General features: G+C 41.7%; 33 protein-coding genes. 23 read left to right on the top strand and 10 right to left on the bottom strand.

The window, feature by feature from the left end:
* Positions 1-350: 350 nt before the first annotated feature.
* Positions 351-701 carry a winged helix-turn-helix transcriptional regulator gene (locus tag BLT30_RS13650; RefSeq protein ID WP_089874092.1) on the bottom strand — a complete coding sequence of 117 codons (351 nt, stop codon included), beginning with the start codon at positions 699-701 and terminating at the stop codon, positions 351-353.
* 105 nt (positions 702-806) lie between these two features.
* Here BLT30_RS13650 and BLT30_RS13645 point away from each other — a divergent pair, with 105 nt between their 5' ends.
* Complete coding sequence (locus tag BLT30_RS13645) at positions 807-1,505, top strand: nitroreductase family protein (RefSeq protein WP_089874091.1); 699 nt, start codon at positions 807-809, stop codon at positions 1,503-1,505.
* A 68-nt stretch (positions 1,506-1,573) separates the two neighbouring features.
* On the opposite strand, the gene mobC is transcribed toward BLT30_RS13645, so the two are convergent.
* Entirely contained in the window at positions 1,574-3,574 is a 2,001-nt protein-coding gene (mobC, locus tag BLT30_RS13640; RefSeq protein WP_089874090.1) for a conjugal transfer protein MobC, read from the bottom strand.
* A gap of 320 nt (positions 3,575-3,894) precedes the next feature.
* Between mobC and BLT30_RS13635 the strand changes: the two genes are divergently transcribed.
* Positions 3,895-5,934, top strand: a complete 2,040-nt coding sequence (locus BLT30_RS13635; protein ID WP_089874089.1) for a heavy metal translocating P-type ATPase — start codon at positions 3,895-3,897, stop codon at positions 5,932-5,934.
* An 18-nt stretch (positions 5,935-5,952) separates the two neighbouring features.
* On the opposite strand, the gene mobB is transcribed toward BLT30_RS13635, so the two are convergent.
* Complete coding sequence (mobB, locus tag BLT30_RS13630) at positions 5,953-7,236, bottom strand: conjugal transfer protein MobB (protein WP_089874088.1); 1,284 nt, start codon at positions 7,234-7,236, stop codon at positions 5,953-5,955.
* A 5-nt stretch (positions 7,237-7,241) separates the two neighbouring features.
* Complete coding sequence (mobA, locus tag BLT30_RS13625; RefSeq protein WP_089874087.1) at positions 7,242-7,676, bottom strand: conjugal transfer protein MobA; 435 nt, start codon at positions 7,674-7,676, stop codon at positions 7,242-7,244.
* A 682-nt stretch (positions 7,677-8,358) separates the two neighbouring features.
* Here mobA and BLT30_RS13620 point away from each other — a divergent pair.
* The 21 genes from BLT30_RS13620 to BLT30_RS13520 all read left to right on the top strand — a co-directional run bounded on the left by BLT30_RS13620 (position 8,359) and on the right by BLT30_RS13520 (position 23,033).
* Positions 8,359-9,126 (top strand): ParA family protein, encoded by a 768-nt coding sequence (locus tag BLT30_RS13620; protein WP_089874086.1) that lies wholly within the window; start codon positions 8,359-8,361, stop codon positions 9,124-9,126.
* A gap of 12 nt (positions 9,127-9,138) precedes the next feature.
* Positions 9,139-9,552: a DUF3408 domain-containing protein gene (locus BLT30_RS13615; RefSeq protein WP_089874085.1), complete on the top strand. Its 414-nt coding sequence runs from the start codon at positions 9,139-9,141 to the stop codon at positions 9,550-9,552.
* 2 nt (positions 9,553-9,554) lie between these two features.
* Positions 9,555-10,187, top strand: a complete 633-nt coding sequence (locus BLT30_RS13610; protein WP_089874084.1) for a conjugal transfer protein TraD — start codon at positions 9,555-9,557, stop codon at positions 10,185-10,187.
* Positions 10,188-10,263: 76 nt separating this feature from the next.
* Complete coding sequence (locus BLT30_RS13605; RefSeq protein WP_089874083.1) at positions 10,264-11,043, top strand: hypothetical protein; 780 nt, start codon at positions 10,264-10,266, stop codon at positions 11,041-11,043.
* 199 nt (positions 11,044-11,242) lie between these two features.
* Positions 11,243-11,548, top strand: a complete 306-nt coding sequence (locus tag BLT30_RS13600; RefSeq protein ID WP_089874082.1) for a DUF4134 domain-containing protein — start codon at positions 11,243-11,245, stop codon at positions 11,546-11,548.
* Positions 11,549-11,559: 11 nt separating this feature from the next.
* Positions 11,560-11,889: a DUF4133 domain-containing protein gene (locus BLT30_RS13595; protein ID WP_089874081.1), complete on the top strand. Its 330-nt coding sequence runs from the start codon at positions 11,560-11,562 to the stop codon at positions 11,887-11,889.
* Positions 11,886-14,390: a TraG family conjugative transposon ATPase gene (locus BLT30_RS13590; RefSeq protein WP_089874080.1), complete on the top strand. Its 2,505-nt coding sequence runs from the start codon at positions 11,886-11,888 to the stop codon at positions 14,388-14,390. The genes BLT30_RS13595 and BLT30_RS13590 overlap by 4 nt, the downstream gene beginning before the upstream one ends.
* Before the next feature lie 27 nt (positions 14,391-14,417).
* Positions 14,418-15,050: a DUF4141 domain-containing protein gene (locus BLT30_RS13585; protein WP_089874079.1), complete on the top strand. Its 633-nt coding sequence runs from the start codon at positions 14,418-14,420 to the stop codon at positions 15,048-15,050.
* A gap of 3 nt (positions 15,051-15,053) precedes the next feature.
* Entirely contained in the window at positions 15,054-16,049 is a 996-nt protein-coding gene (traJ, locus tag BLT30_RS13580) for a conjugative transposon protein TraJ (protein WP_089874078.1), read from the top strand.
* 23 nt (positions 16,050-16,072) lie between these two features.
* Complete coding sequence (gene traK / locus BLT30_RS13575) at positions 16,073-16,696, top strand: conjugative transposon protein TraK (protein WP_089874077.1); 624 nt, start codon at positions 16,073-16,075, stop codon at positions 16,694-16,696.
* 10 nt (positions 16,697-16,706) lie between these two features.
* Positions 16,707-17,135 (top strand): hypothetical protein, encoded by a 429-nt coding sequence (locus tag BLT30_RS13570; RefSeq protein ID WP_089874076.1) that lies wholly within the window; start codon positions 16,707-16,709, stop codon positions 17,133-17,135.
* An 18-nt stretch (positions 17,136-17,153) separates the two neighbouring features.
* Positions 17,154-17,438, top strand: a complete 285-nt coding sequence (locus BLT30_RS13565) for a nitrogen regulatory IIA protein (RefSeq protein WP_089874075.1) — start codon at positions 17,154-17,156, stop codon at positions 17,436-17,438.
* The gene (gene traM, locus BLT30_RS13560; protein ID WP_089874074.1) at positions 17,425-18,768 is read left to right on the top strand and encodes a conjugative transposon protein TraM; all 1,344 of its coding nucleotides are present in this window, start codon (positions 17,425-17,427) and stop codon (positions 18,766-18,768) included. The genes BLT30_RS13565 and traM overlap by 14 nt, the downstream gene beginning before the upstream one ends.
* A 25-nt stretch (positions 18,769-18,793) precedes the next feature.
* Positions 18,794-19,687: a conjugative transposon protein TraN gene (traN, locus tag BLT30_RS13555; RefSeq protein WP_089874073.1), complete on the top strand. Its 894-nt coding sequence runs from the start codon at positions 18,794-18,796 to the stop codon at positions 19,685-19,687.
* Positions 19,688-19,707: 20 nt separating this feature from the next.
* Positions 19,708-20,268, top strand: a complete 561-nt coding sequence (locus BLT30_RS13550; RefSeq protein ID WP_089874072.1) for a conjugal transfer protein TraO — start codon at positions 19,708-19,710, stop codon at positions 20,266-20,268.
* A 13-nt stretch (positions 20,269-20,281) separates the two neighbouring features.
* Entirely contained in the window at positions 20,282-20,731 is a 450-nt protein-coding gene (locus BLT30_RS13545; protein ID WP_089874071.1) for a DUF3872 domain-containing protein, read from the top strand.
* Positions 20,732-21,086: 355 nt separating this feature from the next.
* Positions 21,087-21,272 (top strand): hypothetical protein, encoded by a 186-nt coding sequence (locus BLT30_RS13540; protein WP_449401666.1) that lies wholly within the window; start codon positions 21,087-21,089, stop codon positions 21,270-21,272.
* Between the two features lie 176 nt (positions 21,273-21,448).
* A complete protein-coding gene (locus BLT30_RS13535) occupies positions 21,449-21,760 on the top strand; it encodes a helix-turn-helix domain-containing protein (protein ID WP_089874069.1) in 312 nt (103 codons plus the stop codon).
* A 28-nt stretch (positions 21,761-21,788) separates the two neighbouring features.
* The gene (locus BLT30_RS13530) at positions 21,789-22,034 is read left to right on the top strand and encodes a helix-turn-helix domain-containing protein (protein WP_449401667.1); all 246 of its coding nucleotides are present in this window, start codon (positions 21,789-21,791) and stop codon (positions 22,032-22,034) included.
* A 277-nt stretch (positions 22,035-22,311) separates the two neighbouring features.
* Positions 22,312-22,590 carry a hypothetical protein gene (locus tag BLT30_RS13525; RefSeq protein WP_089874067.1) on the top strand — a complete coding sequence of 93 codons (279 nt, stop codon included), beginning with the start codon at positions 22,312-22,314 and terminating at the stop codon, positions 22,588-22,590.
* Positions 22,587-23,033 carry a response regulator gene (locus BLT30_RS13520; protein ID WP_089874066.1) on the top strand — a complete coding sequence of 149 codons (447 nt, stop codon included), beginning with the start codon at positions 22,587-22,589 and terminating at the stop codon, positions 23,031-23,033. Before BLT30_RS13525 ends, BLT30_RS13520 begins: the two co-directional genes overlap by 4 nt.
* A gap of 246 nt (positions 23,034-23,279) precedes the next feature.
* Here BLT30_RS13520 and BLT30_RS13515 read toward each other — a convergent pair whose 3' ends face one another.
* The 6 genes from BLT30_RS13515 to BLT30_RS13490 all read right to left on the bottom strand — a co-directional run bounded on the left by BLT30_RS13515 (position 23,280) and on the right by BLT30_RS13490 (position 26,774).
* Positions 23,280-23,612, bottom strand: a complete 333-nt coding sequence (locus tag BLT30_RS13515) for a penicillin-binding protein (protein ID WP_089874065.1) — start codon at positions 23,610-23,612, stop codon at positions 23,280-23,282.
* 26 nt (positions 23,613-23,638) lie between these two features.
* Positions 23,639-24,301, bottom strand: a complete 663-nt coding sequence (locus tag BLT30_RS13510; protein ID WP_089874064.1) for a hypothetical protein — start codon at positions 24,299-24,301, stop codon at positions 23,639-23,641.
* A 2-nt stretch (positions 24,302-24,303) separates the two neighbouring features.
* The gene (locus BLT30_RS13505) at positions 24,304-24,741 is read right to left on the bottom strand and encodes a hypothetical protein (RefSeq protein ID WP_089874063.1); all 438 of its coding nucleotides are present in this window, start codon (positions 24,739-24,741) and stop codon (positions 24,304-24,306) included.
* Positions 24,742-24,745: 4 nt separating this feature from the next.
* The gene (locus BLT30_RS13500) at positions 24,746-25,240 is read right to left on the bottom strand and encodes a DUF1281 family ferredoxin-like fold protein (protein ID WP_089874062.1); all 495 of its coding nucleotides are present in this window, start codon (positions 25,238-25,240) and stop codon (positions 24,746-24,748) included.
* A gap of 106 nt (positions 25,241-25,346) precedes the next feature.
* Positions 25,347-25,649, bottom strand: a complete 303-nt coding sequence (locus BLT30_RS13495; protein ID WP_245707181.1) for a hypothetical protein — start codon at positions 25,647-25,649, stop codon at positions 25,347-25,349.
* A gap of 51 nt (positions 25,650-25,700) precedes the next feature.
* Complete coding sequence (locus BLT30_RS13490) at positions 25,701-26,774, bottom strand: DUF932 domain-containing protein (protein ID WP_089874061.1); 1,074 nt, start codon at positions 26,772-26,774, stop codon at positions 25,701-25,703.
* Positions 26,775-26,809 lie beyond the last annotated feature (35 nt).

Below are 26,809 nucleotides of genomic sequence, written 5' to 3'. Positions count from 1 at the left end.
CAAACTAATTGGGTACAAAGTTAATGAAAAAATATACCAAAAGGTATATTTTTTTGATGAATTTTAGCTATTGAAAATATAAACTGAAAAAACTGATGAAATCAGAACAAGGTTTGTGTAATAGAATGACAGCTTTTTCAATCAAGCCACGCTATCCGACCGTTATCCCTATTGTACCAAATGCTGTAAATCGGGGTCATTCTTGATGCGTTCCAATTCGTTTTCTACAATATTCAAAATGTCTCCCTTTATCTGGCTGTAATTGCCTTCAATCTGCTGCTTCATATTATCTTCTCCGCTTTCATCAACAAAGGATATGTAGCTGATCGTTGATGCCAGAAAGAAAGTAACTATTTTCCGATTATTTCTTTTCGGTGTTCCGCACCCCAATCCGTAAGATTTTTTATCACGGTTTGTAACTTTTTACCGTATTCAGTAAGTTCGTATTGAACGGTGACAGGTTGTGTATCTAAAACGGTGCGTTTTACAAGTTTGTTTATTTCCAACTCTTTTAGTTCTTTGCTCAGCATTTTGTTGGAAATCCCGTTTACGTCATTTAAAATTTCTGAAAACCTCCTTTTGTTGTGATAACATAGCGAGGCGACAATGGATATTTTCCATTTGCCGTTAAGCACATCCATTGCATCGTGAACCGCCATAATTTTTTTCTTACAATCTTTTTGGAATTTATCGTCTGCCATAAGTTACATAGTTACTCAAAAGTTACTGTTACTTTTAGATACTTGGTAGCAAAAATAAACAATTAACCTCTAAATTTGTGGCTTTAAACGATTAAAATTTACAGTATGGCTTTAATAGAAGACTTAAAGTGGCGTTATGCTACAAAGAAGATGAACGGACAGAAGATTCCGAAAGAAAAATTAGATTATATATTAGAAGCTGCAAGATTAGCCCCATCTTCTTCAGGACTACAACAGTACAAAATCATTGTAATCTCTGATAGGGCTTTATTGGAAAAAATCAAAGGATTTTCATATCATCAAAGCCAGATTACAGACTGTTCACATCTGTTGATTTGGATAGCTTGGGATGGTTATAGCGACGATCGGATTGAAGGTGTTTTCAACGATATGATGGATGAACGGAATTTACCTCATAACACTATGGATTCATACAGAAAAACTATCTTAAATCTATATGAGGAAGCAGGACAAGAATGGCAAGCCCATCACGCTGCAAAACAAAGCTATATTTCTTTTGCTATGGCAATTGCCGCAGCGGCGGAACAAAAAGTGGATGCTACACCAATGGAAGGTTTTATTGCGGAAAAATTGGACGAACTTTTAAATCTGAAGGGCAGTGGTTATAAAAGCACGGTAATTTTACCTTTGGGTTATCGGCAAACAGAAAATGATTGGCTCGTCAATATGAAGAAATTTCGTATTCCGAAAGATAAATTCATCGTGGAAATGACGATTGACGATGCGTCAGACATAGCCGAACCACCAATGGAACAAACTCTTGATGACTTCACTCAAAAATAAACTTGTGGTTTTAAACAGGCTTTGCTTTTGAAATTGCAAAGCCTGTTTTTTGAATACCTATAAACAAATTATCCCTGCTGCACCAAATGCTGTAAATCAGGGTCGTTTTTGATACGCTCCAATTCCGTTTCGATAATCTGTACAATATCTTGTTTTATTTGGCGGTAATTGCTTTCAATTTGCTGTTTCATTTTATCCTCGCCCTGTTCATCCACAAAAGATAAAATTTCTGGTATTTTTTGATAGGCTTTGGTTTCGGCAGCTACCTTGTCATTATCCACTACAATTTCTGCGTGAAATATTTTTTGATCGATGCGTTCGTCAAAATTATCAGACACGGAACCAACAAACATTCCCTGTGTAAGCGTTGAAATTTTGGAAGCCGGAATAAGGCTGTCTAACTGTGTGGAAATAGAGGTAGATTTATCGTTGCGGTTGATGGTCATACTTTGGCGTTTCTGCAATACCTTACCGAAACGTTCCGAAAGGCTTTTTGCCGTTTCTCCAACTACCTGCCCACTGAATATATTACCAACCGTATTTTGAATAACCTTGGCTTCCTTATCGCCATAATCCCTTATCAACTGCGAAAAATCCTGGAAGCCTAAGCAAACTGCAACTTTGTTGCTTCTGGCAGTGGCGATAAGGTTGTCCAAGCCTCTGAAGTAAATTGTAGGCAGCTCATCAATGATAACCGAACTCTTTAATTGTCCTTTTTTGTTGATGAGTTTTACAATTCTTGAATTATACAAACCCAATGCTGCGGAATAGATATTCTGACGGTCGGGATTATTGCCCACGCACAAAATCTTTGGTTCTTTGGGGTTGTTGATGTCTAGCGTAAAATCATCTCCGGTCATTACCCAATATAATTGTGGGCTAATCATTCTCGATAGAGGAATTTTTGCCGATGCAATCTGCCCTTGTAATTGGTCTTGTGCACCGCCTTGCCAGGCGTCCATGAAAGGCGATAGGTAGTTTTCCAAATCGGGATAGGAAGTCAAGATGGTAAATACGTCTGAATACTTTTTATTGAGCAATTCAATGGCGTGTGGAAATGTACAATACTTACCATTTTCATAAATTTTCAGATACCAGATTATTGCTGCCAACAGGATAATTGGGCTTTCCACGAAAAAATCACCTTGCTTCTGTATCCACGACCTGTTGAGGTTTAGCATAATGGTATAAGCCGCTTCGTAAGCATCCGAAATGTCCGTCATAAAGTCGGGGTTCAACGGATTACAACGGTGGCTCTTGCGTGGGTCGTCAAAGTTGATGACGTAGAATTTGGGCTGAATTTTATACTTGTCCCTGTGCTTCAGCAAGTGATTGTAAGCAATGGTAGAAAGGTCGTCAAACTTGAAATCGTAGATGTACATACTGAAACCTTTCTCTATCTGCTGTTTGATGTAATTGTTTACGATGGCATACGATTTTCCAGAACCCGGAGTACCCAATACGATTGATGCCCTGAATGGATTGACGATATTGATCCAGCCGTTATTCCATTTTCCTTTGTAATAGAACTTCGTGGGAAGATTAACAGAATATTCGTTTTCCATCAGCTTGGTTTCCTGCTGAAAACTTTCGTTCTCGTTGTTGAAAACATCATCCATCAGGTTGGTACGAAGCAACCGGCTCATCCAAACTCCGGCAACCATTAATGCGATATAGCCTAAAGCTGTAGTAAGGATATAAAAAAATGTAGCAGTTAATACTGGTAGTTTCAAAAAAGGGAAATTCAGAAAAAAGAGGACAAAGCCAACTCCCAAAGCCGCATAAATTTTAGACCAGGTTATTTTTTCGTTCTTCACTCCCTTGGTTCCCAAACAGCTTAGTGCAAGCAATACCAAAGCAAATACTTTGGTATATAAGGTGTGTGAGAACAAACCTGCCGTACGGTCAAAGTTGCCCAATATTTTATTGATAATTTCCAGTGTCCAGCCATGTTCCAAAAAGAACCCGTAGCAGAACCAATAAAGGTGCATCAGTACCAAAAGAATACTTACTGCCCGCATAAAAGCCATTATTTTGGCTAATCCTCTTAAATCGTCTTCTCCCTGCATTATTATAAGTTTTAATGTTCGGGCGTTAATTTAAAGGCAGTAAAAACCTACCATAAGAATGTGGCAATCATTGGCAGTGGATGGCGGTGTTTGGCGTTATGTTATCGCCACCAGATGGTATCTATATAATAGCAAGGTGCATTTTTTGTATATTTACTTTTTGGATATAATAAGCAAAGTTTGAAGAACTTTTTCTGGCAGAAAAACTACGGCCCTACATAAAAATCTTGTGGTTTAAGAAACATGAATTTAGAAATTATTACAAGGTTTTCCCGTCTTCGAAATTGGTTATTGGAAGAAACAACTAAAAGACTACTTTAATGGAGCATAAACATAAATACGATGCACAAGGCAAACAGCTTTGTTGCACACCACAGGAAGAAAAAATATATACCGATGCCAATGCTAAAAAGTTATTGGAAAAGCATCATGACGATGACGGGCACAATCACGGACACAGCAATGATGACGGGCACAACCACGGTAGTACTGACAAATCTCCCTTTCAGATGTTTTTACCTGCCATTATCAGTTTTGCATTACTGATGATTGCCATCGCTTTTGATAATTGGTTTACCCAATCCTGGTTTACAGGTTGGGTAAGAATTACATGGTATGTAGTAGCGTATATACCCGTTGGATTTCCAGTTATTAAAGAGGCATTTGAAAGCATCAGAAAAGGGGAAATATTTTCAGAGTTTTTATTGATGAGCATTGCTACCGTAGGAGCTTTTGCTATAGGAGAATATCCGGAAGGTGTTGCCGTGATGCTGTTTTACGCCGTTGGCGAAGTATTCCAGACTTTAGCCGTAACAAAAGCCAAAGCTAACATCAAAATCTTGTTAGACCAAAGACCGGATGAAGTAACGGTTCTAGAAAACAATGAAGCAAAAACAGTAAAAGCTGAAACAGTAAACATTGGCAGCATCATTCAATTAAAGCCTGGAGAAAAATTAGGATTGGACGGCGAATTGTTATCCGAAACCGCTTCATTTAATACCGCAGCACTTACAGGAGAAAGTAAGCCAGACACCAGAACAAAAGGCGAAACTGTATTGGCGGGAATGATAAACCTGAACACCGTTGCACAGGTAAAAGTGACAACGGCATATACTGACAGCAAGCTTTCAAAGATATTGGAATTGGTACAAAATGCCACTGCCCAAAAAGCGCCAACAGAATTATTCATTCGAAAATTTGCAAAAATTTATACCCCAATTGTTGTCCTGTTGGCAATATTAATCACAATACTTCCTTATTTCTTTGTTGAAAACTATGTATTTAGCCAATGGTTGTACAGGGCATTGGTGTTCCTGGTTATTTCTTGTCCGTGTGCTTTAGTCATCAGTATTCCTTTGGGCTATTTTGGTGGAATTGGTGCAGCTTCCAAAAATGGCGTTTTATTTAAAGGAAGTAATTTTTTAGATGTGCTTGCAGGTATTCAGAATGTTGTAATGGATAAAACAGGAACATTGACCGAAGGTGTTTTCAAAGTACAGGAAGTGGTATTAAAAACAGAATTGAATAAAGAAGAAATTCTGAAAATGGTTAACGTTTTGGAAAGTAAAAGTACACATCCTGTTGCTACCGCTATTCATCAATATGTGGGCGAAATCGACAATTCAATAAAACTAGAAAATACAGAAGAAATTGCAGGCCATGGTTTGAAAGCCAATCTAAACGGGAAAGAATTATTGGTTGGAAATTTCAAATTGATGGATAAATTCAAAATCACTTATGATTTAGATCCAAGCACAATCGTGTACACCTTAATTGCGATTGCTTACGGTGGAAAATTTGCAGGCTACATTACCATTGCCGATAGCATCAAAGACGATGCACAGCTTGCCATTGATAAATTAAAGGCATTGGGTGTAAAGACCACTATGTTGAGTGGAGATAAAAGCACAGTTGTAAAATTTGTTGCTGATAAATTAGGTATTAATAATGCCTTTGGCGATTTATTACCAGAAGATAAAGTAAATAAGGTTAAAGAAATTAAATCAAAAAATGAAACTGTAGCATTTGTAGGTGATGGTGTGAATGATGCTCCCGTGGTAGCATTGAGCCATGTAGGAATTGCAATGGGTGGTTTGGGAAGCGATGCGACCATTGAAACGGCAGATGTGGTAATACAGGACGATAAGCCCAGTAAAATTCCAATGGCAATCAACATTGGAAAACAGACAAAGAAAATTGTTTGGCAAAATATTTCATTGGCATTCGGTGTAAAAGCTATAGTACTAGTTCTCGGAGCAGGTGGTTTAGCAACAATGTGGGAAGCTGTTTTTGCAGATGTAGGCGTGGCATTACTGGCAATCCTGAATGCCTTTAGAATACAAAGGATGAAAGAATTTTGAAACGTCTAACATAACATTCTATTGTTTTTTGCGTATTCTTTTCTTCTTCATCTTATTGGCAAAGTCCTGTTCCTCGTAATCGTCGCCCTGGGCTTCGGGCAATAAACCGCCCAATGCTTCGATCAAACCGTCTTCGTGTTTTTCAGTAGGTAAAAAATCGAACAAATGATGTGGTTTTTCATCGGGCAAATCTTCGTTATTGTTTGACTGTGATAGTTTGGGTTGTTGTATAGCGGTTTTTTTGATCTCCGGTTTAATATTATTATTCCAATAATCATTAAAGGTATTGGCAGAAAGCTCTTTGCCCAAATTTGAACCATTCCAAACAGTTTTGGAATTATGGTCAATAAACGTCATTCCGTAAATACGACCTGCTTCATTTCTACGCACCACTACGTTAATGCCCTGTTCGGTCAACTGTTTTTTAAAAGCCTGCTCATTGCTGGTCGATTGCAGAGCAATGGTAACGGCCGCTTTTAGGGTTGCCTTTGTGGGATGATCCTTCAGCGTTGTTTTGCATTTCGCAAAATGCAATTCCAAAGCCGTAAGCCCTGCATTTTTACCAAACAAGGATGCCTTGAACGGAAGCCCGGCTCTTTCACCCTTTTCATTTAATGGAATGTACAGTAAACCTTGCTGTGCCTTGCCGTGTAACTCGCCCTCCACTTTTTCTGTGGTAATATTGAACAGAGAAAGCAAGGCATTGTATTCGCCCAAAGTCTGAAATTTATAATAATTGGATAAGTGGCGAACAACCGAAGCAATTTGGCTTTTTATATCGCCTGCCCGATAATCTACCGGACGGAAAACCTTATCATTTTGACTACGCTCTTTATCCGTTGCAGGTATCAATCCGTGTTGCCTTTCAAGCTCTCGGCATACATTCATAGACCGCATTTTCTCGAATTTGTCCGAAATCTTTACACCATTTTCGTCCACACAAACCGATACAATATGGATATGGCTGCGGTCAATATCGGTATGTTTGAATACCACAAAAGGCTGTTCTCCGTAACCCATTTCCCTCATATACTGTTCTGCCATTTCCCTGAACTTGTCATCACTTACCTTGTCGTTCGGGTCAGGATTGAGCGAAATATGCAAGGTATGTTTTTCCGTATTGCGGTTCGCTATCAGGTAAGGAGCAAAAGATTGGGCTAATTGTCCAACAGAATATTGCCCGTTTGACGTTTCAATTATCTTATTGGCAAACAGAATTTGTCCGTTTTCCTTTTCAACTTTAAGATTATTGTACGCCAATGCACCGTATAAATTTGCACTTCTTCCAATTTTTGCTATCATTTTTGCTACTGCTTTTTCAGATATTTTTTATCAAATTGTTCCGCTATCTCCACCACATTTTTGAACAATTCGACCATTTCAGCTGTCTGTTTTTCCAGCTTATACAGAAATGCAGATGCCTTTTTCTGAGAAAAATTCTTGTACAACAACTTTACGATCTGATTGTAGTTTACCCCGATTGAGCGAAACTGGCTGTGAAACGAAGTCAATCGCATATAGAAATCAACTGTTCCTTTGTCAATCTGAATGGTCTTTACGGTCTTCTCAAAAATGCAGGACGTTATAAAATGGGCCTTTACCTGCATTCCCGATTGGTCAAATAAGGCAAGAAAACGGGCGTGTTCTTCTTCAGTAAAGGAAATGGTGTACCTAATCTTCGCCGGATCTTGTTTAGGTCGGCGTCCGGTCTTTTTTAATTGTTTTCTGCTGTCATCGTTCATCACTAATCCATTTAAAACCCATACAAAACCTCGACTTCGGAGAGTGTTTTCCCGCCCCCGGCAGGGCAAGTTGTTTTGAGCATCGGAAATCGTTTCGAGATGCTCAAAACACAACTTGCCGTGTTCCGGTGAACACAAAAATCCGCCCTGCGGGACGGATTGAATGTAACAGGGAAAAACGGCTCGATGCCGTTGCTGTTACTCCTTGATTTGTCAGTTGATGTTTGCATAAATCCATTAATAAAAATCATTTTACAAAGTAAGCCCCTCTCTACGAAAGCATTGTACAGTGCGGCAGTGCCAAACACTGCCTTTGAAAGCCAAACAGTGCCATACTCCGCAAAGCAGAAAAATCATCTGCTTTATTTGCTGTACGGTTTTAATGAAGGCAGTAAAAAATGTAGTTAAGCAAGAAAAGAAATCGGGTTTGCAGACGGGCAGTTTGCAATAAAAGCATAAGGTTTTAAAAGCATAAAACTATAAAAGCGTAAAAGCATAAAAGCGGTAAAGCAATTTACCTTTTGTAAGGTTTACCACCTGCCAAAGAATATGTCTTACAAGCCTGCAAAGCGTACAAAAAACCTCATTTAAACTTTACCCGAAAACCATACAGTAAAAAGGGAAAGCGGAAATATTCAAACGTGCAAAACAGGTAAAACAGGAAACAATAAATTTTTAAATAATGGAAACAAGAAAAGAAACTTTAAAAATCAGCTTCTCAACACCCAAAGGCGGTGTTGGAAAATCAACAATGACTGCACTGCTCGCCAGTGTGCTGCACTACCGCTTAGGATTTAATGTGCTGGTAATGGATTGCGACTTTCCTCAACACAGTTTAGCCAATATGAGGGAAAGGGATTTGAAAACCATTATGCAGAACGATTACCACAAAAGGGCGGCAATGAAACTGTACCAAAGCATCAATAAAAAGGCATATCCGATTATCAGTTGCAAAGCGGAAGATGCTTTGTCAAAAGCACTCGAATATGTAGAACAATCCTCAATAGAGCCGGATGTAATATTTTTCGACCTGCCCGGTACTGCCAATACAAAAGGAGTGCTTACTACCCTAAGAACAATGGACTTTATTTTTTCTCCAATCACTGCCGACCGTTTGGTTATGGAAAGTACGTTGAGCTTTACAAAAGCATTTCTCGGACTGCCTGAAACTGATGAGCGTAATAAGGAACAAAAAATGTGGCTGTTCTGGAACCAGGTGGACGGACGGGAAAAGACAGGCATATATGAGGTGTACCAAAGTGTCATTAGCGGACTTCATTTGTCTGTAATGAACTCACGGATAATGGACAGTAAGCGTTTCAGAAAAGAAACGGACGATACCCCAAACAGCGTATTCCGGTCAAGTCTGCTGCCTGCCGAACCCCTGCTAATGAAAACAACCCGGCTAGATATGTTTGTCGAAGAGTTTTTAAAAATTGTCAACTTATAAAATCATTTAGCTATGACCGCAGATAAAAGAAGAAAAGACTTTGACAAGCCTGATGTTGATGAAGAAATGATAATGAATATTATGAGTGGCAACCAGACCGCTGCCGTACCCGAAGCACAACAAAAAGAGCAACAACAGGAAGTACAGAAAGAAGTAAAACCAAAAGAAAAAGCCCGTAGCAGTTCCTCAAAGAAAGTGGATTATGAAGAAACGTTTATGGTCAATCGTTTCCCCTCCGGTCGAAGCGGAAAGGTTGTTTATATCCGTCCCGAATACCACGAGAGATTGCTCCGTATCGTGCAACTAACGAGGGAAGAAAAAACTACGCTTTACTCATACATTGATAACATTCTTGAACACCACTTTAGGGAGTTCGGGGATGACATTACAGATTATTTCAACGAACGTTTTAAACCCATTATATAGCTATGGAAATTGTAATAGTAATATGCCTGCTGATAGTTATTGCTCTGCTTTTGCAGGACAAGATTGTCATTCACAAAAGGTCGGAGCAAAAGCCGACACAGGAAAAAGTAAATCCGCATTTGCCCGATATTATGGGGCAGCCTAAGCCAGTAAAAAGCCAATCCCTACCAAACACTGCCAATGAAAGCCAAATAGCTGAAGCCGAGATAAACCTCGATAATTTAGACATTGAATATGACGAAAATGAAAATGTCAGCATTCAAATTCCGCAGGAAGAGCTGGACGAAGTTTTCAGTAAGCCTGATTTGAGAGAAGAGGAAGAAGAATGGAACAGGTACGGAATATCAGGTGGCGATAACGGTTTAGCACAAGGTGTTACCTATGACGAACTAACATCCGTAGGGGCGTTGCTCCAAAAAGAGAATTTGGAACACGCTCAAAAGGAAACAGCGGTAGCCATAGTTCAGAAATTACAGGGAACTGAATTATTCAGCCTACTGGAAAATTCCATAGAGGGTGCTTCCCGAAAAATTGCCGAGCTTTTGGATAGCACACTTTCGGCTGAAACGGACAACAGTTCTTCCACCTTGCGGAAAAGTGATTTGAGTGATTTTGACATTGGGGAGTTTGTCTGAAAGACGGCTCCCCTATGTTTTAAAGGTGTAGCAAGCTGATAAAAAATGAATAGTTAATCAATTTAATAATACAGGTATGATTAATAAAGATGACCCTGACTACATATTCGAGGAATATAAAGGACATACCATAGCAAGCCACAAAAACAATGTTGTTGGCAAAGACATAAATAATCTCATTATCGTTTATCGTTCTGATGAGTTCCCCAATCACGGCTTTACCATCGGGCTTGATGATAGCAAGCTGTCCGGGCAAAGAAAGTCCGTACCGCACAATATGGATGATGCAAAAGGCTATATTGATTGGGTAGTTGGTGTGCAGCAGAAAAAGGCAGAAGCAAAGCCGGAAAAAAATATAGTTGATGAGAAAGCATACGACTTGCGTGTAAACAAAGGAATGCTGCCAACGGTGGATATTGCAGGGCATACGTTCTATGTAGATATTCGTATGGATATGCTGCGACCTAAAGACGATTTTCTTTCTAAAGGAATTGTGTTCTCCAATATACAGAACTACTATGACGAAGATAAAAGAGCCTACACCATTCCATACAACCCGAAGACACACGAATTTCAGGAGCCGGACTACCGCACTATCAAAGAGCTGCCCAAAGATTTAATTGCTGTGCAGTTCTCCTCCCAAAGATTGCTTGACAGGATTGGGTGGAACAGGCACTACGGGTTTGAGCTTAGGCACGGACTGGATAAACAGGGCTTGAAATTACAATTTACCGCAAAGCAAATACCGTGGGAAAAAACCTTTCTTGTTGGTTTGATAAAAAGCAATCTGAAAGCTGACAAGCTGCAAGAAAAAGCGACCGAAAAACTACAACGAAAAAAGGGGCGAAAGATGTAAATGAAAAACCGGGTTACTAAACGTCAAACTGTAAAAAGTTTGGCATTTTTTTTTGCTCAAACACCTGTTACAAAGCCACTCACAGCCAAACACTTCCTCTGACTGCCACTTTACGGTAACGCCTCTTTTTCCATAAGACATTTGTCCCGAAAGCTCGCAAGGTGCGGGATAAACAGTAACAAATTAATGTGTTTCAATTATGGAAAAACAAAGAAAAAAAGTTTTGCTGGCAGCAGTGGCTATGCTGTCAGGAATTGGTGTGTTCGCACAGGGAAATGGCTCGGCAGGTATCAACGAGGCTACCCAAATGGTAACCTCTTATTTCGACCCCGCAACCCAGTTAATTTACGCCATCGGTGCGGTCGTCGGGTTAATAGGGGGCGTTAAAGTGTACAACAAATTTAGTTCCGGCGACCCCGATACATCGAAAACGGCGGCTTCGTGGTTCGGTGCGTGTATCTTCTTGATTGTAGCGGCTACTATCCTGCGTTCATTCTTCCTTTAAACCCTTGCCTTATGAATTACAATATCAACAAAGGCATCGGCAGAACGGTGGAATTTAAAGGGCTAAAGGCGCAGTACCTGTTCATTTTTGCGGGGGGCTTGCTCGGTACGCTCATTTTCGTGATGATACTGTATATGGCAGGCGTAAACTCATACATCTGCCTTTTCCTCGGAGCAGGCGGTGCTTCGCTCATTGTATGGCAGACCTTTTCACTGAACAGGAAGTACGGCGAACACGGGCTGATGAAAATCGCAGCCAATAAACGGCATCCCCGCCACATCATCTGCCGCAAGCCTGTACACCGCTATTTAAAATTCACTCCTAAACAGAATGCCCTATGAGAAATGTTGCAAAGACCACCACACTGGAAAACAAATTTCCTTTGTTGGCAGTAGAGAACAACTGCATCCTTTCCAAAGATGCGGACATTACCGCCTGTTTTGAAGTGCGTTTGCCGGAACTGTTTACGGTAGCATCTATCGAGTATGAAGCCATACATTCCGCTTGGCACAAGGCTATCAAGACCTTACCGGATTTTACGGTCATTCACAAACAGGATTGGTACATTAAGGAGAACTATGCGCCCGACTTGGCACAGGAAGACCAGAGCTTTTTATCAAAGTCTTATCAACGCCATTTTAACGAGCGACCGTTTTTAAACCACTATTGTTACCTGTTCCTTACGAAGACCTCCAAAGAGCGTATGCGGATGCAAAGCAACTTCAGTTCGCTTTGCAAAGGTTCGCTGATACCAAAGGAAATCAGGAACAAGGAAACGATACACCGTTTTATGGAAGCGGTAGCACAGTTTGAGCGTATCGTGAACGATAGCGGTTTTGTAAGCCTGAAACGTCTGACCGAAGATGAAATTATCGGAACCGACGACACGCAGGGGTTACTGGAGCAATACCTCACGCTATCGAGGGGAGCCGGAACGCCGATGCAGGACATCGCACTCGGAACCGAAGAAGTGCGCATAGGCAATAAAAGGTTAAGCCTGCACACGCTTTCAGATACCGACGATTTGCCCGGAACGGTATCGGCAGATACCCGTTTCGAAAAACTGTCCACCGACCGGAGCGACTGCCGTTTATCATTCGCCGCACCTGTGGGCTTGTTGTTAAGCTGCAACCACATCTACAACCAATACCTGTTTATAGATAACAGCGAAGACAACCTGCAAAAGTTTGAGAAGTCTGCAAGGAATATGCACTCACTGGCAAGGTATAGCCGTGCCAACCAAATCAACAAAGAGTGGATAGAAAAGTACCTGAACGAAGCCCACAGCTTCGGGCTGTCATCTATCCGTGCGCACTTCAACATTATGGCGTGGTCGGAAGACCCTGCGGAACTGAAGCAGCTAAAGAATGATTGCGGTAGTGCGTTAGCACTTATGGAATGTAAGCCACGCCACAACACAACGGACGTAGCGACCTTGTATTGGGCAGGAATGCCGGGCAATGCTGGCGACTTCCCCAGTGAGGAAAGTTTTTACACTTTTATTGAGCCTGCATTGTGCTTCTTCACGGAAGAAACCAACTACCACAATTCGCCCTCGCCGTTCGGTATCAAGATGGCTGACAGGCTTACAGGAAAACCTATCCATTTGGATATTTCCGACCTGCCTATGAAGCGTGGTATCATCACGAACCGGAACAAGTTTATACTTGGTCCATCGGGAAGTGGTAAATCGTTCTTCACGAACCATATGGTACGGCAGTATTATGAACAGGGCGCACACGTACTGTTGGTAGATACAGGTAACTCTTATCAGGGTTTATGCGAACTCATCAAAGGAAAGACCAAAGGCGAAGACGGTGTTTACTTCACTTATACCGAAGATAACCCGATTGCCTTTAATCCTTTCTATACCGATGATGGTGTGTTCGACATTGAAAAGCGGGAAAGTATTAAAACCCTGATACTGACCTTATGGAAACGTGATGATGAACCGCCAACCCGTTCAGAAGAAGTTGCCCTTTCCAATGCGGTAAGCGGTTATATCGAACGTATCAAACAGCAAGATATTTACCCGTCATTCAACGGTTTCTATGAGTATGTGAAAGGCGACTACCGCAAGGTACTGGAAGAAAAGCAGGTCAGGGAAAAAGATTTTGACATTGCCAATTTCCTGAACGTTCTCGAACCCTATTACAAGGATGGCGAATATGATTACCTGCTGAACTCAAACAAGCAGTTAGACCTGCTTTCCAAACGCTTTATCGTGTTTGAAATTGATGCGATTAAAGACCACAAAATCCTCTTTCCCATAGTCACGATTATCATTATGGAGGTGTTCATCAACAAGATGCGCCGACTGAAAGGTATTCGCAAGCTCATCTTAATTGAGGAGGCTTGGAAAGCGATTGCCAAAGAGGGAATGGCAGAATACATCAAGTACTTGTTTAAGACTGTCCGCAAATTCTTCGGGGAGGCGATTGTCGTAACGCAGGAAGTGGACGACATCATCCAGTCGCCTATTGTGAAAGAAAGTATCATCAACAACTCCGACTGTAAAATCCTGCTTGACCAACGCAAGTATATGAACAAGTTTGATGACATACAGGCGATGCTCGGATTGACGGACAAAGAGAAAGGGCAGGTACTTTCCATCAATATGAACAACGATGCAAGCCGACTTTACAAAGAGGTTTGGATTGGCTTAGGTGGTACGCACTCGGCAGTCTATGCCACCGAAGTTAGTTTGGAGGAATACCTCGCCTATACGACCGAAGAAACCGAAAAAATGGAAGTAATGCAGCTTGCTTCCGAACTGGACGGTAATGTAGAACTCGCCATTAAGCATATCGCAATGCAAAGGCGGGACAATTCAAATCAATAGTCATTAACATTTTAAAATTCAGAAACAATGAAAAAAGTATTGTATCTGGTGTGTACGGCACTGATGCTCGCCGTAGCACCGTCAGCAAAAGCCCAGTGGGTTGTAACCGACCCCGCTAATTTGGCTTCGGGCATTATCAACTCTGCAAACGAAATCGTGCAGACTTCTTCCACTGTAAGCAATGTGGTTAAGAACTTCAACGAAGTGAAGAAAGTGTACGAGCAGGGTAAGGAATACTACGACAAGCTGAAAGCCATCAACAACCTTGTGAAAGATGCCCGTAAGGTGCAGCAAACGGTATTGTTGGTAGGCGATGTTTCCGAAATGTACGTGCAGAATTTTGGTAAAATGATGAACGACCCAAATTTCACACCGCAGGAATTGGTCGCCATTGGTAACGGTTATTCAGCACTCCTTAATGAAAGTACCGAACTGCTAAAAGAACTGAAACAGATTATAACCTCTTCAAGCCTTTCGCTGAATGACAAAGAGCGTATGGATATTATTGACCGTGTGTACAAAGAGGTAAAGGATTACCACAGCCTTGTACGCTACTACACCAACAAGAACATTTCTGTAAGCTACCTAAGAGCGAAAAAGAAAAACGATGCCCAAAGAGTACTTGAACTCTACGGAACTGCTAACCAAAAATACTGGTAAACTATGGAATGGGATAATCTTCACGAACTTCTGCGGTCGCTTTATGATGATATGATGCCGCTTGCAGGCGATATGGCGGCAGTCGCTAAGGGTTTGGCGGGATTGGGAGCATTGTTCTATGTGGCATTAAAGGTTTGGCAGGCTTTAAGCCGTGCCGAACCTATTGATATGTTCCCTTTGCTGCGCCCGTTCGCTTTGGGGCTTTGCATAATGTTCTTTCCAACCATCGTATTGGGAACCATCAATGCGGTACTAAGTCCTGTGGTAGTAGGAACCCACCAAATACTCGAAGACCAGGTGCTTGACCTGAACAAGCTGCAACAGCAGAAAGACCAGTTGGAATACGAGGCAATGGTAAGAAACCCCGAAACCGCCTATATGGTATCAGACGAAGAGTTTGATAAAAAACTGGACGAATTGGGTTGGTCGCCCTCCGACATTGGAACAATGGCGGGTATGTATATGGACAGGCAAGCGTACAAGATAGAGAAAGCCATAAAGGATTGGTTTCGCAATCTACTGGAAATACTCTTTCAGGCGGCTGCTTTGGTCATTGATACCATACGAACGTTTTTCCTGATAGTCCTCTCCATACTCGGACCAATAGCCTTTGCTATTTCCGTATGGGATGGCTTTCAGTCCACGCTCACGCAATGGCTCACGAGGTACGTCAGCGTTTACCTGTGGCTTCCCGTTTCGGATTTGTTCAGCTCAATGTTGGCAAGAATACAATCCCTCATTTTAGAACGGGATATAGCAATGCTTGCCGACCCCACCTTTATACCTGATACGAGCAATACCGTGTATATCATATTTATGATTATCGGCATCATCGGGTACTTCACTATTCCGACAGTAACAGGTTGGGTAATCCAAGCCGGAGGCGCAGGAAACTTTACCCGCAATGTAAACTCCACAGCAATGAAAGCTGGAAACATCGCCGGAGCCGGAGCCGGTTCAGCAGCAGGAAATATCGGTGGCAAACTAATGGGGAAATAAAAACAATTAAATCATTCTAAAAAATGGAATTTAAAACGCTAAGAAATATCGAAAACAGCTTTAGGCAGATAAGATTATATGCCATTGTGTTTGCGGTTCTCTGCATTAGCGTGGTAGGTTACGCCGTATGGCGTTCCTACCGCTTTGCAGAAGAACAACGCCAAAAAATCTATGTACTGGATAACGGCAAATCCCTGATGCTTGCCTTATCGCAGGATGCGAGCATCAACCGCCCGGTTGAAGCAAGGGAACACGTTAGGAGATTTCACGAACTGTTCTTTACGCTTGCACCCGACAAGAACGCTATTGAAAGCAATATGAGCAGGGCATTCAACCTTGCCGATAAAAGTGCCTTTGATTACTACAAAGACTTGTCGGAAAAGGGCTATTACAGCCGTATCATTTCAGGGAATGTGCAGCAACGCATAGAGGTGGATAGTGTGGTTTGCAATTTCGACAACTATCCCTATGCAGTGCGCACCTATGCCAAACAGTTCATCATTCGGTCAAGCAATGTAACCAGGCGTAACCTGATTACTACCTGCTATCTCGTCAACTCCGTTCGCTCCGACAATAATCCGCAGGGCTTCAATATTGAAAAATTTGCAGTCGTGGAAAATAAGGATATAGAGGTCATCGAACGCTAAAAACAATCTTATGGAAGCATTATCAGATTTAAGCACGTTTGCAAAAATCCTTACTGACAAAGGATACAACGGGTATTTCCATACGCAGGGTGCGTATGCCGGAAAGCTGAAAGACAGCATCAGCGATTTCCTCGAAAGCTGCCAAAAAGGTGCAGACAGTTTGCCTAAGCAGGACTTATTGCTGACAGGCTACCTACAATGGTGGGGCGATGTCAAACCCCGTGTAGAATGCAGTATGTGGGTAAAGTACCTGAATGGCAAATTCTCACTTAGCCGTATGGAGGTAGCGAGGAAAGACGGCTTTGGGCAATTACTCAAAAAATCGGAACTGGCAAACCTATCCGTAATGTCCGCACCCCAATTAAAGGAAGCGATCGCACTGGTCAACGATGCGCCGAAGCAAACGGCGGGTAAAAGCCCTAAACGTTTCAAGCTATAACACAGAAATAGTAAGGCTATGAAAAAATTAAGAGCAAATATGGACAGGTACTTTGACAAGCTGGACGAACGTTGGCGTGCTTTGCCTTTACGCAGACAGCACCGATATACCCTGTACTTCTTTGTGGGTTATCTGCTGCTTACCGTAGCGGTCATTGGCAAAGTGATGTACGACACCTCAAAGTCCGGTAACGGTATGGTCATAGAGCATATCGAAAACCCTGTCCTCAAAAGTAAAAGTCCTGCAAGGTTGCAGGATAGTGTGTCAACAATTTTAAAAAATCAGATTTATGAAAGAAAATGAAAAAAGGGTCAGTTTTCTTGTTGAGGGAGAAGACCAAAACGGAGCATCAAATCTGCCCGATAATAAAAAGAGCAATAAGGATAAGCTCAAAAAGCCAATCATATTCCTTTTGATGGGCGTGGTATTTCTCGGCTGTATGTACCTCATATTTAAACCGTCGAAAGATAAAAAGACGGTTGAAAATATCGGGCTGAACGATGCCGTTCCGCAAGCTACGGGAGCAGGAATGCCCGATGATAAAAGCAAGGCGTATGAGCAGGAAATGCTTGAACGCAAAGAGCAGGAAAAGCGCAATGCACTGACCACGCTTTCTGATTATTGGAATACTGAAGACAGTGCATCTGCTGACAATGAAGATAGTTTACCTGAAGAAGATGATGTAAGCAACGGCTTAGGCGGTGGTGGCAGAAATTCGGGACGAAACGGAAATTCTGCATTGAACAGCTACCGCAATATGCAAAGCACACTGGGTTCATTCTATCAGGACAACAATTCGGAAACAATGGAATTGCGTAAGCAAGTGGACGAACTGAAAGCAAAGTTGTCGGAAAAAGATGTGCCACCTGTGGCCACCGTTGACGACCAACTCAAATTAATGGAGAAATCCTATGAAATGGCAGCAAAGTATCTTCCCCAAAATGCCAATACCGGAAACGCTGCTCCCGCGAATGGTGTAACTCCAAGTGCTGCTGCGGGTGCTAACCAAAAAGAGCATTTTGTATCATTCACACCCACAAGAAAGAACATTGTATCAGCCTTGTACCGTGAGCCGTCAGACAGTGCCTTTGCAGCAGATTGGAGCCAAACAAAAAACCGTGGGTTTTATACCGCAGGTGCTACCGAACAGGCAATACAGCCTAAAAACAGTATCAAAGCCTGTGTACACGAAGCCCAAACGGTAGTGGGCGAAACGGGTGTGCGCTTGCGCCTGTTAGAGCCAGCTAAAACGCCACAACGTATCATCCCCAAAGGAACGATTGTAACGGCTAATGCAAAATTTCAGAATGGCAGGCTGCAATTAAAAGTTATCTCCGTGGAACTGGAGGGCAACATCATCCCGGTAGATATTACCATTTATGATTTGGACGGTCAGCAAGGCTTGTACGTTCCGTATTCGCCCGAAATGAACGCCCTTACCGAAATGGCGGGCAATATGAGCCAGACCGGAGGAACAAGCGTAATGCTTACGCAGAATGCCGGACAACAGGTTGCTGCTGATTTAAGCCGTGGCGTAGTACAGGGTATTTCGGGCTATTTCGCCAAGAAAGTAAGAACCCCAAAAGTCACACTGAAAGCGGGTTATCAGGTCTTCTTGGTATCTAAAAAATAATGTTGAACTCAAATAAATAAAAACAATGAAAAATCATTTAAAAACCTTTTGGGCTATTGCCCTGATACTCGGCTTTGCCGTACAATCTTATGCACAGGACAGCATCAGAACACCGCTTGCATTGGGCAAGATAGAACCGTACCGTATGGAAGTAACCTACGACAAAACTTCGCACCTGATTTTCCCGACCGCCATACGTTATGTGGATTTGGGCAGCGAATACCTGATTGCAGGCAAGGCTGAAGATGCCGAAAATGTATTGCGTGTAAAAGCATCGGTAAGGGATTTTGAACCGGAAACCAATTTTTCCGTGATTACGAATGACGGACGTTTTTACAGCTTTAACGTGTATTACAGTTCCTACCCCGAGGCATTGAGCTACGACCTGCTCACGATGCAAAAAGCTGTGGATAAAGCCAACGGTAACGATGTGCTTTTTGAGGAACTGGGCAACAATTCTCCATCACTGGCAGGCTTGCTACTGGAAACCATTTACAAGAAAGACAAACGTATTGTAAAGCATATCGGGGCTAAGAGTTTTGGCATTCAGTTTATCCTAAAAGGGATTTATATACATAACGGAAAATACTACTTCCATACGGAATTGAGAAACCGTACCAACGTCCCGTTTGAGATTGATTTTATCAATTTCAAAGTGGTGGATAAAAAGGTAGCCAAACGCACCGTAGTACAGGAAAGACCGCTAACGCCGTTGCGCACTTACAAGCCATTGGACGGCATCGCTGGGAAATCGACCGAACAAAACGTGTTCCTGTTAGACCAGTTTACCATTGCCGATGACAAGGTGCTGCTGATTGAGATTTTCGAGAAGAACGGCGGCAGGCATCAAACGCTTCAGGTAGAAAATTCGGACTTAATCAAAGCCCGTTTGATTGACGATATGCATCTGAAATTTTAATAACCTTTTAAAGCAATAATATGAAAAAGTATATCTATGCCGTGATGCTTGTTTTAATAGGTATTACGGCTGCACAGGCACAACGAATGCTGCCAAAGCAGAAAGGATTGGAAATAAGTGCGGGTGTAATGTCCGATGATAAAATCGGCAACGATTATTACATCAGCGCAGCAATGACCGTAAACGGTAAAAATGGCAATTATCAGCTTTGGGCATTGGAATATACCCACCAGTACCACGATTACAAAGACCTGCGCATCCCGCAGGAAACCTATTCCGCAGAGGGTGGTTACAGCTTCTTTTTATTGGGCGATGCCCGGAAAAATATCACGCTGAATTTAGGGATAACGGGCGTGGTCGGTTACCAAACCATCAACCGGGGCGAAGCAATGCTGTACGACGGGGCGAAGATATTGAGTGAGGATAATTTCATTTACGGCGCAGGCGGTCGCCTCACTTTTGAAACGTACCTGTCCGACCGTTTTGTACTTGTCCTGCAAGGGCGTACAAAAATGCTTTGGGGTACAGATTTACAACAGTTCCGACCGTCGGCAGGTGTGGGAATAAGGTTTAACTTTTAAAACGTAAAAAACAATGATAGCATTATTCAATAAATTCAGAACAGGGCTACTGCCATTATATGTATTCCTGACAATCCTCACAGCTTCGGTTACGTTGGTATCTTGCAGCAAAGATGATGAACTCGAAATACAGAACAATTTTCCTTTCGAGGTTAATGTAATGCCAGTACCTAAAGATGTTGCCAATGGGCAGACCGTAGAAATACGCATTACCATACAGCGTACAGGCAATTACAGCAACACACAGTATTTCCTCCGCTATTTCCAGTTTGACGGGCAGGGAACGTTGCAATATTACAATGAACCACCGTATCAGCCCAATGACTTGTACCAATTACCAACGGAGCAGTTCAGGCTGTACTACACTTCAACATCTGCCGTATCGCAGTCCTTTGATGTTTGGATTTCGGACAGCTTCGGGAATGAAAAGCAGATAACTTTTCAGTTTAATAGCAGCGATTAAGAGCAGTATTTCAATTCATAAAAAAACGGCTTATCTGATTGTTAAGCCGTTTTTAATTTTATGCCGGGCAGTGTATTTCAAAAGAAATAATTTCTTATTCTTGTAACACACATTGCAGTATTGTATAAGATTTTATTTCCATAAACAATGAAAGCGGCTTGCCTTTTTGGTAAGCCGTTTTCGCATTTAGTTCACATTGCTTACAGGCTGAAACAAATATTTTCGTAAATTCAAACAGTGGAAATAAAGTGTTTTTGTTATGGTTGCATCATTAGTTATAGGTATCATATTTTTGGTTGCAGGCTTGGGACTTCGTTACTGGATTAACCGCAGAAAGTTTTACAGGCGCAGCCCTATGGGAGCAGAGGGGTTCTCATCTTATGAAAGTTCGGTTTTCATTAAATTGATTGAAAGGGTCGGTAAATGGATAGCTTACGGACTGATAATTTTCGGTCTGTTGTCGTTGTGGGTTTACTCCCGTGAAAAAAAGGAAAAACAGCAGCCTGAAGTAACAACCGAACAACCTGCCCAACGCAGATAATTATTACAGCATAAATTTTAAAAGCAAATCGGATAGTCCAAAAAGTTATCCGATTTTTTATTTGCACAGGGTAATAAACCGCCAAACGCTGCCTCTCAAAGCCAAACCCTGCAACATTCCCAAACGCAGCACTAAGCCTTTATAAATTCGACTTCCACAGCAAAATTGAGCAAGCAATGGAAGTAATCGCAATACAAAAGTCCGTACTGGAGGGAATGAAAAATGAGCTAAAGGCACTTTTGGAACTGACCGAAAATGCCACGCATAAATACACACCAATTTTCGCACAAGAGCAATGGCTCGATAACCAGGAAGTGTGCCTGATGATGAACATTACCAAGCGGACTTTACAGACGTATAAGGACAGAGGGTTATTGCCCTATTCCCGACTAAACCGTAAGAATTATTATAAACGCTCGGATGTACAGGCTTTGCTCGAAGCCGGACAGCCGTACAATACTGCCGAAAATGGATTTATTCACGAATGACAATGACGAAATCATTTCCCATCAGGAAATGATTACACAGCTACGCAGCCGTATCGAAAGCATATTGAAAAACTACCGCCCAGTAATGAACGGCGAAATATACCTTTCGGGCGAAGATGTGTGTAAGTTGCTCCATATCAGCAAACGGACTTTACAGCAATATCGTGATGATAATATCCTGCCGTATATACAAATAGGCGGTAAAATTATTTACAAGGAAAGCGATATTCTGACAATACTGGAACAGAATTATATTTCACAAAAAACAGTTTGACTGTAATCTTTTTGTATTAGATGCTGTCAAAAAGGCACGAGTTTAGTATCTTTGTTGTCGAAAATATAGAAAATACTTAAAGTGTTTTTGCTTTAAGTCCCACATTGAAAACTGGTAATTTTTAGACAACGGGACAGATAAGTAAGAACGCTCACGTCAAAAGGCGTGGGCGCTCGCTTATTCGTTGTCGGGCATACCAGTGCCTCAATGTGCGGTAAGTGTAGTTGCCTGCGCTCTTTTTTTTTGCAGGGCTCCACTTCTTAAAACATTGAGATTTATGGAAAATGAGCCTGTATTTTACCCCGATTTTGCCCATCCTGCATCACAGCTATCAGCATTCTCTCTCTGCATAGATGTATTTATTATATCCCTCAAAAATGGTGAAATCGTAAAGTTTAAACCTAATGACATAGCACACTTTAAAGAATGGCTTAACCGTTTTAAAGTTAGGGATGTTGCGGTTAATGATGGCTTATCCCACACTCATAGAACGACAAATTTATCTGAAGCTCCCAACGGATTTTTTAACCTTATCAAACGAAGCAAAAGAAAATGAGCAAAGAAACAATTAAAGTAGCGATGATAGACGACCACGACCTGCTTAGAAAGGGCATCTGTGACTTTCTAAAAGATTTTGGTTTTGAAATACTATTTGAAGCGGAGAACGGCAAATTAGCAATGGAAAAAATGGAGCAAAGCGAAGTTGTCCCCGATGTAATGGTTGTTGATATAAATATGCCAGTAATGAATGGATTTGAAACAGCAAAGGCATTGCTTAAAAAATATCCACAGACAAATATTCTCGCCTTTAGTGTGAATGATGAGGTGCAGGATGTAGTGAAGATGCTCAATTGCGGGGCAAAAGGGTATATACTAAAAGGGGCTGACCCTGAAGAACTCAAAAAAGCCATCACGGTAATAAATGACGGAGGGCGTTATTTCAGTGCAGGTGTAGATGAAGTAGCAAAAGAATTTTATAAGCAGTTTCCCCAATCGTAGGTTTCTTTGTTACTTTCTTTTCCGCCGAACTCACGAAAGAAAGTAATCCCTCAAATCTAATTATGGGATAACGAATATCCCACACAATAACGCTGCAACCTGTTTGGTAAAATGGAAAAGAAAGGATTTGTGTAAGGGTGCATTTTGCTAAAGGGGTTGCACCAATTTAAAGCAAAAAGACTGCCCGACCATCGGGAGGATCTGTCTTTTTGCCGCCCAACTTTTTAGGGTCAGGCGGCTGCCATTTTAGCTTATGGTTTTTAAATACTCGTCGTAACGCTCCGTTATATCCTTGCCTTTCCTGAAAGTGTCTTTTGTATAGCTGTAATGCTCTTCAAAAAACTTTACCTCTTTGTTGGTAAGGTCTATTGTATAGCGGTAATCCGCATTTATCCGCCTTTCATCCATCGTGCAATGCTCTTTAAGCATTTCGAGTTCCTGCTCGCTGTTATCAAGGGATAACAAGGGCAAAAAAAGCCTTTCAACGATATATCCCTGTTCAGGTGCGCTGCTGCTGTCGGCAACACATATAATAGATTTGCCGTTGCTCAATTTGATATGAAGATTTGAACGTGTCATAAATTGAGATTTTAAATTGTGGTTTACTAAATAGCTAAGTTTAAAAGGTTGTTTGCCATTTTGCCGTCTGCCGTAAAAAGATACTCGTTTGCTGCAAAGGCTTCCTTTAGGCTTTCATCACTTGTTTCAAATTCGTACTGCTTTTCAAGTGATTTGTATAAATAGTTGTTCAGCCGATTGAGGCATTCCCTTAACCATTTGTCCAACTTTTCTAATTCATAGTCGATGTTAGGCAATTCGGTTTCCCTGCTTGGTATGAAATGATAATCCGTCCACGTTTCAAGCCAGTAACCCCTGTTTGGTGTTTCGGTAATGCAGCTACATTCTATCAATCCTTTTTCGATTAACCTTATTACCTGTTTATCACAAGGGCATTCCTTAAAGTTTAATTCAAGTGTAGGAGCATATTCTTTCCACGCCTCTGAATTGATGCCTTTGATAAACTTCACTTCGTCTATGGTAGATTTAAACGTGCTGCCGTCGCCCTGCGACCAAAAACCACTAAAGAAAATGCCGTCATTATCTATAATAACGCCGATGGTTTTACAAATGGCTGTAAAGTCTTCATACTCGCCCTCATACCAACTACCATCCTTTACATTGAAATGTCTGTATTTTTCAAATGCTTGCTCTTGCGCTTCTTGGCTTAATTCGTCTATGCTGAATAGATTTATTGATATGCTTTTCATAACTACGCAATTAATTGGGTTAATAAAAATTCTTCTGTCCAAAATTCCTCGCTGGTGTGCTTGCCGTATGCTGTATAGTAGCCTGTACCGTTTGCCCGCAATACAAGCCTGTGACAGTCCAGTCGGTTTTCAGGTACGGTAAACGTTTCCTGCTCTTGCTCGTCAAGCTCAACAAATACCCATTCTTTACCGTTTAGCAGTTTCTCAATGTTCGGGTTGTCGTCTTCGCCTGTCCTGTAAAAATCTACTGCCGTATCATAGTAGTTCATTGAGCAGAAATAATGATTGCCCTCTAACGGCTTAACCAATGCAAGCCGTTTTGCCTGTTCCTGTTTCCATTCTTCGGATAGGTAGATAATTGCAAACTCGCAATTATCCCATTCGCTGTTGGTGTTGGCTTTAACCAAAATATGTGCTGTTGCTTTATCTGATAGTTTCATCGTTCTAAATTTTAGTAGTGTTTAACTGATTTTCGATTTTACGTTCTAATAGGGTGTCGAGTATTTCCCACTCGCTGTCGTACTCTGTTCCCTCAAAATGGTAGGTGTCCGTTTCCTCGTCTAATTCATAGCTGTCAAAGTCCTGGCTATCTAAGCAGGTGTCCGTTAGTATGCCGTCTTCAAATATTGCCTGACCATATACTAAGCATCCTAATTCCTCATAGTCCTGTGTGAAATTCACTTTGAAGTGTTTGGCTATCTGCTTAACGGCTTGCGTATTTGGCGACCATTTTGTTTCATACTGGAATACGCCAACACTTTCATTGTCCTGACTGATATTGTAGAAATAATCTCCGTGCGTGTCCTGTACGAAATCGGGTAATTGCCCGCAGTCGTCTTTCTGTTCCTGTTCAGCCATTGATTTGAATAGCTTTGTTATCTGTTCTATTGCTTCGGCTGTTCCCTCAAAAACAACCCAATTGTTGCACCAATTAGCCATAATTATTTATCGTTTAAGGTTATCTGTAAAAATTTGTCACTCCCGAAAAGCAGGTGTATCGCCTGTTTTAATTGCGGGTTGCATTGTGCATCCTCTGTATATTCAATCAGGCAATGAATAGCGAAAATTGAATTGTGTCCGTCAAAAAAATGGTCTGTAAACCAGTGCGGGCGTTTCCAAAGTGGTTCATTTTGTCTATCCCTTTTTGTGCATTCTGCACAAGCCTGTACCAAAATTCAGCAGTAAAAAATCCCTTTTGATACCAACCCTCACGAAAGGCGGTTTCATTTTGCAGGAAGTAGTCGCATTGCTTTTTTATAGCGTTTTGCAGGTTCTCCAGTTCTGCGGGAAACAGTTTGCATAATAAGCCCGCTTTATCGAGGTTATCCATTTTATCTAATGCTTTCATATCTTTTGTTTTTAGTAGGCGACCACCTTTGCAGGCAGTCGCCTTTGATGATTAATTGAAGTTGAAAATCTCTGCTCCTGAATAGGCAAAGTCTGTACACAGTTCAAAGGCTTTTTGGGTCTTTAGCTGTGCTGTACCACCCATAACAATGGATTGTAGTTTGGCTTCGCCATCCCTGTAATTGCGTACATTCTGAAAGTAGCCTGTAACGGCATTGTAAGCCCCGAATAATGTGCCTTTGGTAGTTGCCATTTGTTGGGTATCGCTTATCATAGCGTATTCAAAGGCATCATCTACGGTGTTTTTGAATACGGTGGAAACTTCATCTTCCGCACCTTTTTTAAGCAGGTTAAGCGTTTCTTTGTTCGGGCAAAGTGCCAACTGGATTAGCTTTCTTACTTCTCGGTCTGTTACCCTTACTTTAGCCCAGTCGTTAAAAATGTTCTCTAATTGTGTGCTTAGGGTGTTGGCAAGCCCCATAACCTTGTGAGCATTTTCAAGGCGTTGTTTTGCTCCTGACGTGTGTTTGATACGCACTACGTTGGTCATACTCCGCAATGATGCGTTCAGGGTGTTTTGGCATACGATACGGATAGGAGTAAACGCTGCGGTAATACTTCCGCTACCGTCGTGGCTTGTGGTTAAGAAGATGTACTTTTCGGTAACATCGTCGCCGTTACCTACTCGGATATAGTCGGGCAGCTTGGCAGTGATAAAAATGCGTTCCCCGTTGCCCAATGCTCCTGCGGTTTCGTACAATATCCCATCGCCTGCGCCTACAATAGCATCAAAGAAATTGAACGCCTCACGGTTTTGTACGATATGGTAGTCTTTGCCTACTACGCCCAACGGTGTATTGGTGTCGGTGCGGAGTGTGGCGAAACTGTTAGGTACTAAGATGTCATTGGCTTCAATCAGTTCTCCGCTGTCGCCTATGCTCATTGTTCTGCCCTGTGTAAATAGTGGGGATTTGATAACCTCGTAATCTAAACCTGCGTGTACTATTGCTTCTTCGCTTGTTGGGTACTGCTCTACGATTTGCCCCAAACCGTGCCACGCTTTTTGTTGAACGCTGAAAAATGAATGACGTCCTGTTTGCTCGTTGAAATTGATGTTGTGTGCCATAATGCTAAATTTTTGATGTTGAAAAAATGTTATTT

This window comes from Epilithonimonas hungarica (assembly GCF_900102265.1).
GTDB lineage: Bacteria > Bacteroidota > Bacteroidia > Flavobacteriales > Weeksellaceae > Epilithonimonas > Epilithonimonas hungarica.
This window is presented reverse-complemented; position numbering and strand designations above follow the sequence as displayed.

Coding starts and splice junctions, on each gene's coding strand:
- BLT30_RS13650 (WP_089874092.1), bottom strand. CDS start 701: ATGGCAGACGATAAATTCCAAAAAGATTGTAAGAAAAAAATTATGGCG.
- BLT30_RS13645 (WP_089874091.1), top strand. CDS start 807: ATGGCTTTAATAGAAGACTTAAAGTGGCGTTATGCTACAAAGAAGATG.
- mobC (WP_089874090.1), bottom strand. CDS start 3,574: ATGCAGGGAGAAGACGATTTAAGAGGATTAGCCAAAATAATGGCTTTT.
- BLT30_RS13635 (WP_089874089.1), top strand. CDS start 3,895: ATGGAGCATAAACATAAATACGATGCACAAGGCAAACAGCTTTGTTGC.
- mobB (WP_089874088.1), bottom strand. CDS start 7,236: ATGATAGCAAAAATTGGAAGAAGTGCAAATTTATACGGTGCATTGGCG.
- mobA (WP_089874087.1), bottom strand. CDS start 7,676: ATGAACGATGACAGCAGAAAACAATTAAAAAAGACCGGACGCCGACCT.
- BLT30_RS13620 (WP_089874086.1), top strand. CDS start 8,359: ATGGAAACAAGAAAAGAAACTTTAAAAATCAGCTTCTCAACACCCAAA.
- BLT30_RS13615 (WP_089874085.1), top strand. CDS start 9,139: ATGACCGCAGATAAAAGAAGAAAAGACTTTGACAAGCCTGATGTTGAT.
- BLT30_RS13610 (WP_089874084.1), top strand. CDS start 9,555: ATGGAAATTGTAATAGTAATATGCCTGCTGATAGTTATTGCTCTGCTT.
- BLT30_RS13605 (WP_089874083.1), top strand. CDS start 10,264: ATGATTAATAAAGATGACCCTGACTACATATTCGAGGAATATAAAGGA.
- BLT30_RS13600 (WP_089874082.1), top strand. CDS start 11,243: ATGGAAAAACAAAGAAAAAAAGTTTTGCTGGCAGCAGTGGCTATGCTG.
- BLT30_RS13595 (WP_089874081.1), top strand. CDS start 11,560: ATGAATTACAATATCAACAAAGGCATCGGCAGAACGGTGGAATTTAAA.
- BLT30_RS13590 (WP_089874080.1), top strand. CDS start 11,886: ATGAGAAATGTTGCAAAGACCACCACACTGGAAAACAAATTTCCTTTG.
- BLT30_RS13585 (WP_089874079.1), top strand. CDS start 14,418: ATGAAAAAAGTATTGTATCTGGTGTGTACGGCACTGATGCTCGCCGTA.
- traJ (WP_089874078.1), top strand. CDS start 15,054: ATGGAATGGGATAATCTTCACGAACTTCTGCGGTCGCTTTATGATGAT.
- traK (WP_089874077.1), top strand. CDS start 16,073: ATGGAATTTAAAACGCTAAGAAATATCGAAAACAGCTTTAGGCAGATA.
- BLT30_RS13570 (WP_089874076.1), top strand. CDS start 16,707: ATGGAAGCATTATCAGATTTAAGCACGTTTGCAAAAATCCTTACTGAC.
- BLT30_RS13565 (WP_089874075.1), top strand. CDS start 17,154: ATGAAAAAATTAAGAGCAAATATGGACAGGTACTTTGACAAGCTGGAC.
- traM (WP_089874074.1), top strand. CDS start 17,425: ATGAAAGAAAATGAAAAAAGGGTCAGTTTTCTTGTTGAGGGAGAAGAC.
- traN (WP_089874073.1), top strand. CDS start 18,794: ATGAAAAATCATTTAAAAACCTTTTGGGCTATTGCCCTGATACTCGGC.
- BLT30_RS13550 (WP_089874072.1), top strand. CDS start 19,708: ATGAAAAAGTATATCTATGCCGTGATGCTTGTTTTAATAGGTATTACG.
- BLT30_RS13545 (WP_089874071.1), top strand. CDS start 20,282: ATGATAGCATTATTCAATAAATTCAGAACAGGGCTACTGCCATTATAT.
- BLT30_RS13540 (WP_449401666.1), top strand. CDS start 21,087: ATGGGAGCAGAGGGGTTCTCATCTTATGAAAGTTCGGTTTTCATTAAA.
- BLT30_RS13535 (WP_089874069.1), top strand. CDS start 21,449: ATGGAAGTAATCGCAATACAAAAGTCCGTACTGGAGGGAATGAAAAAT.
- BLT30_RS13530 (WP_449401667.1), top strand. CDS start 21,789: ATGATTACACAGCTACGCAGCCGTATCGAAAGCATATTGAAAAACTAC.
- BLT30_RS13525 (WP_089874067.1), top strand. CDS start 22,312: ATGGAAAATGAGCCTGTATTTTACCCCGATTTTGCCCATCCTGCATCA.
- BLT30_RS13520 (WP_089874066.1), top strand. CDS start 22,587: ATGAGCAAAGAAACAATTAAAGTAGCGATGATAGACGACCACGACCTG.
- BLT30_RS13515 (WP_089874065.1), bottom strand. CDS start 23,612: ATGACACGTTCAAATCTTCATATCAAATTGAGCAACGGCAAATCTATT.
- BLT30_RS13510 (WP_089874064.1), bottom strand. CDS start 24,301: ATGAAAAGCATATCAATAAATCTATTCAGCATAGACGAATTAAGCCAA.
- BLT30_RS13505 (WP_089874063.1), bottom strand. CDS start 24,741: ATGAAACTATCAGATAAAGCAACAGCACATATTTTGGTTAAAGCCAAC.
- BLT30_RS13500 (WP_089874062.1), bottom strand. CDS start 25,240: ATGGCTAATTGGTGCAACAATTGGGTTGTTTTTGAGGGAACAGCCGAA.
- BLT30_RS13495 (WP_245707181.1), bottom strand. CDS start 25,649: ATGAAAGCATTAGATAAAATGGATAACCTCGATAAAGCGGGCTTATTA.
- BLT30_RS13490 (WP_089874061.1), bottom strand. CDS start 26,774: ATGGCACACAACATCAATTTCAACGAGCAAACAGGACGTCATTCATTT.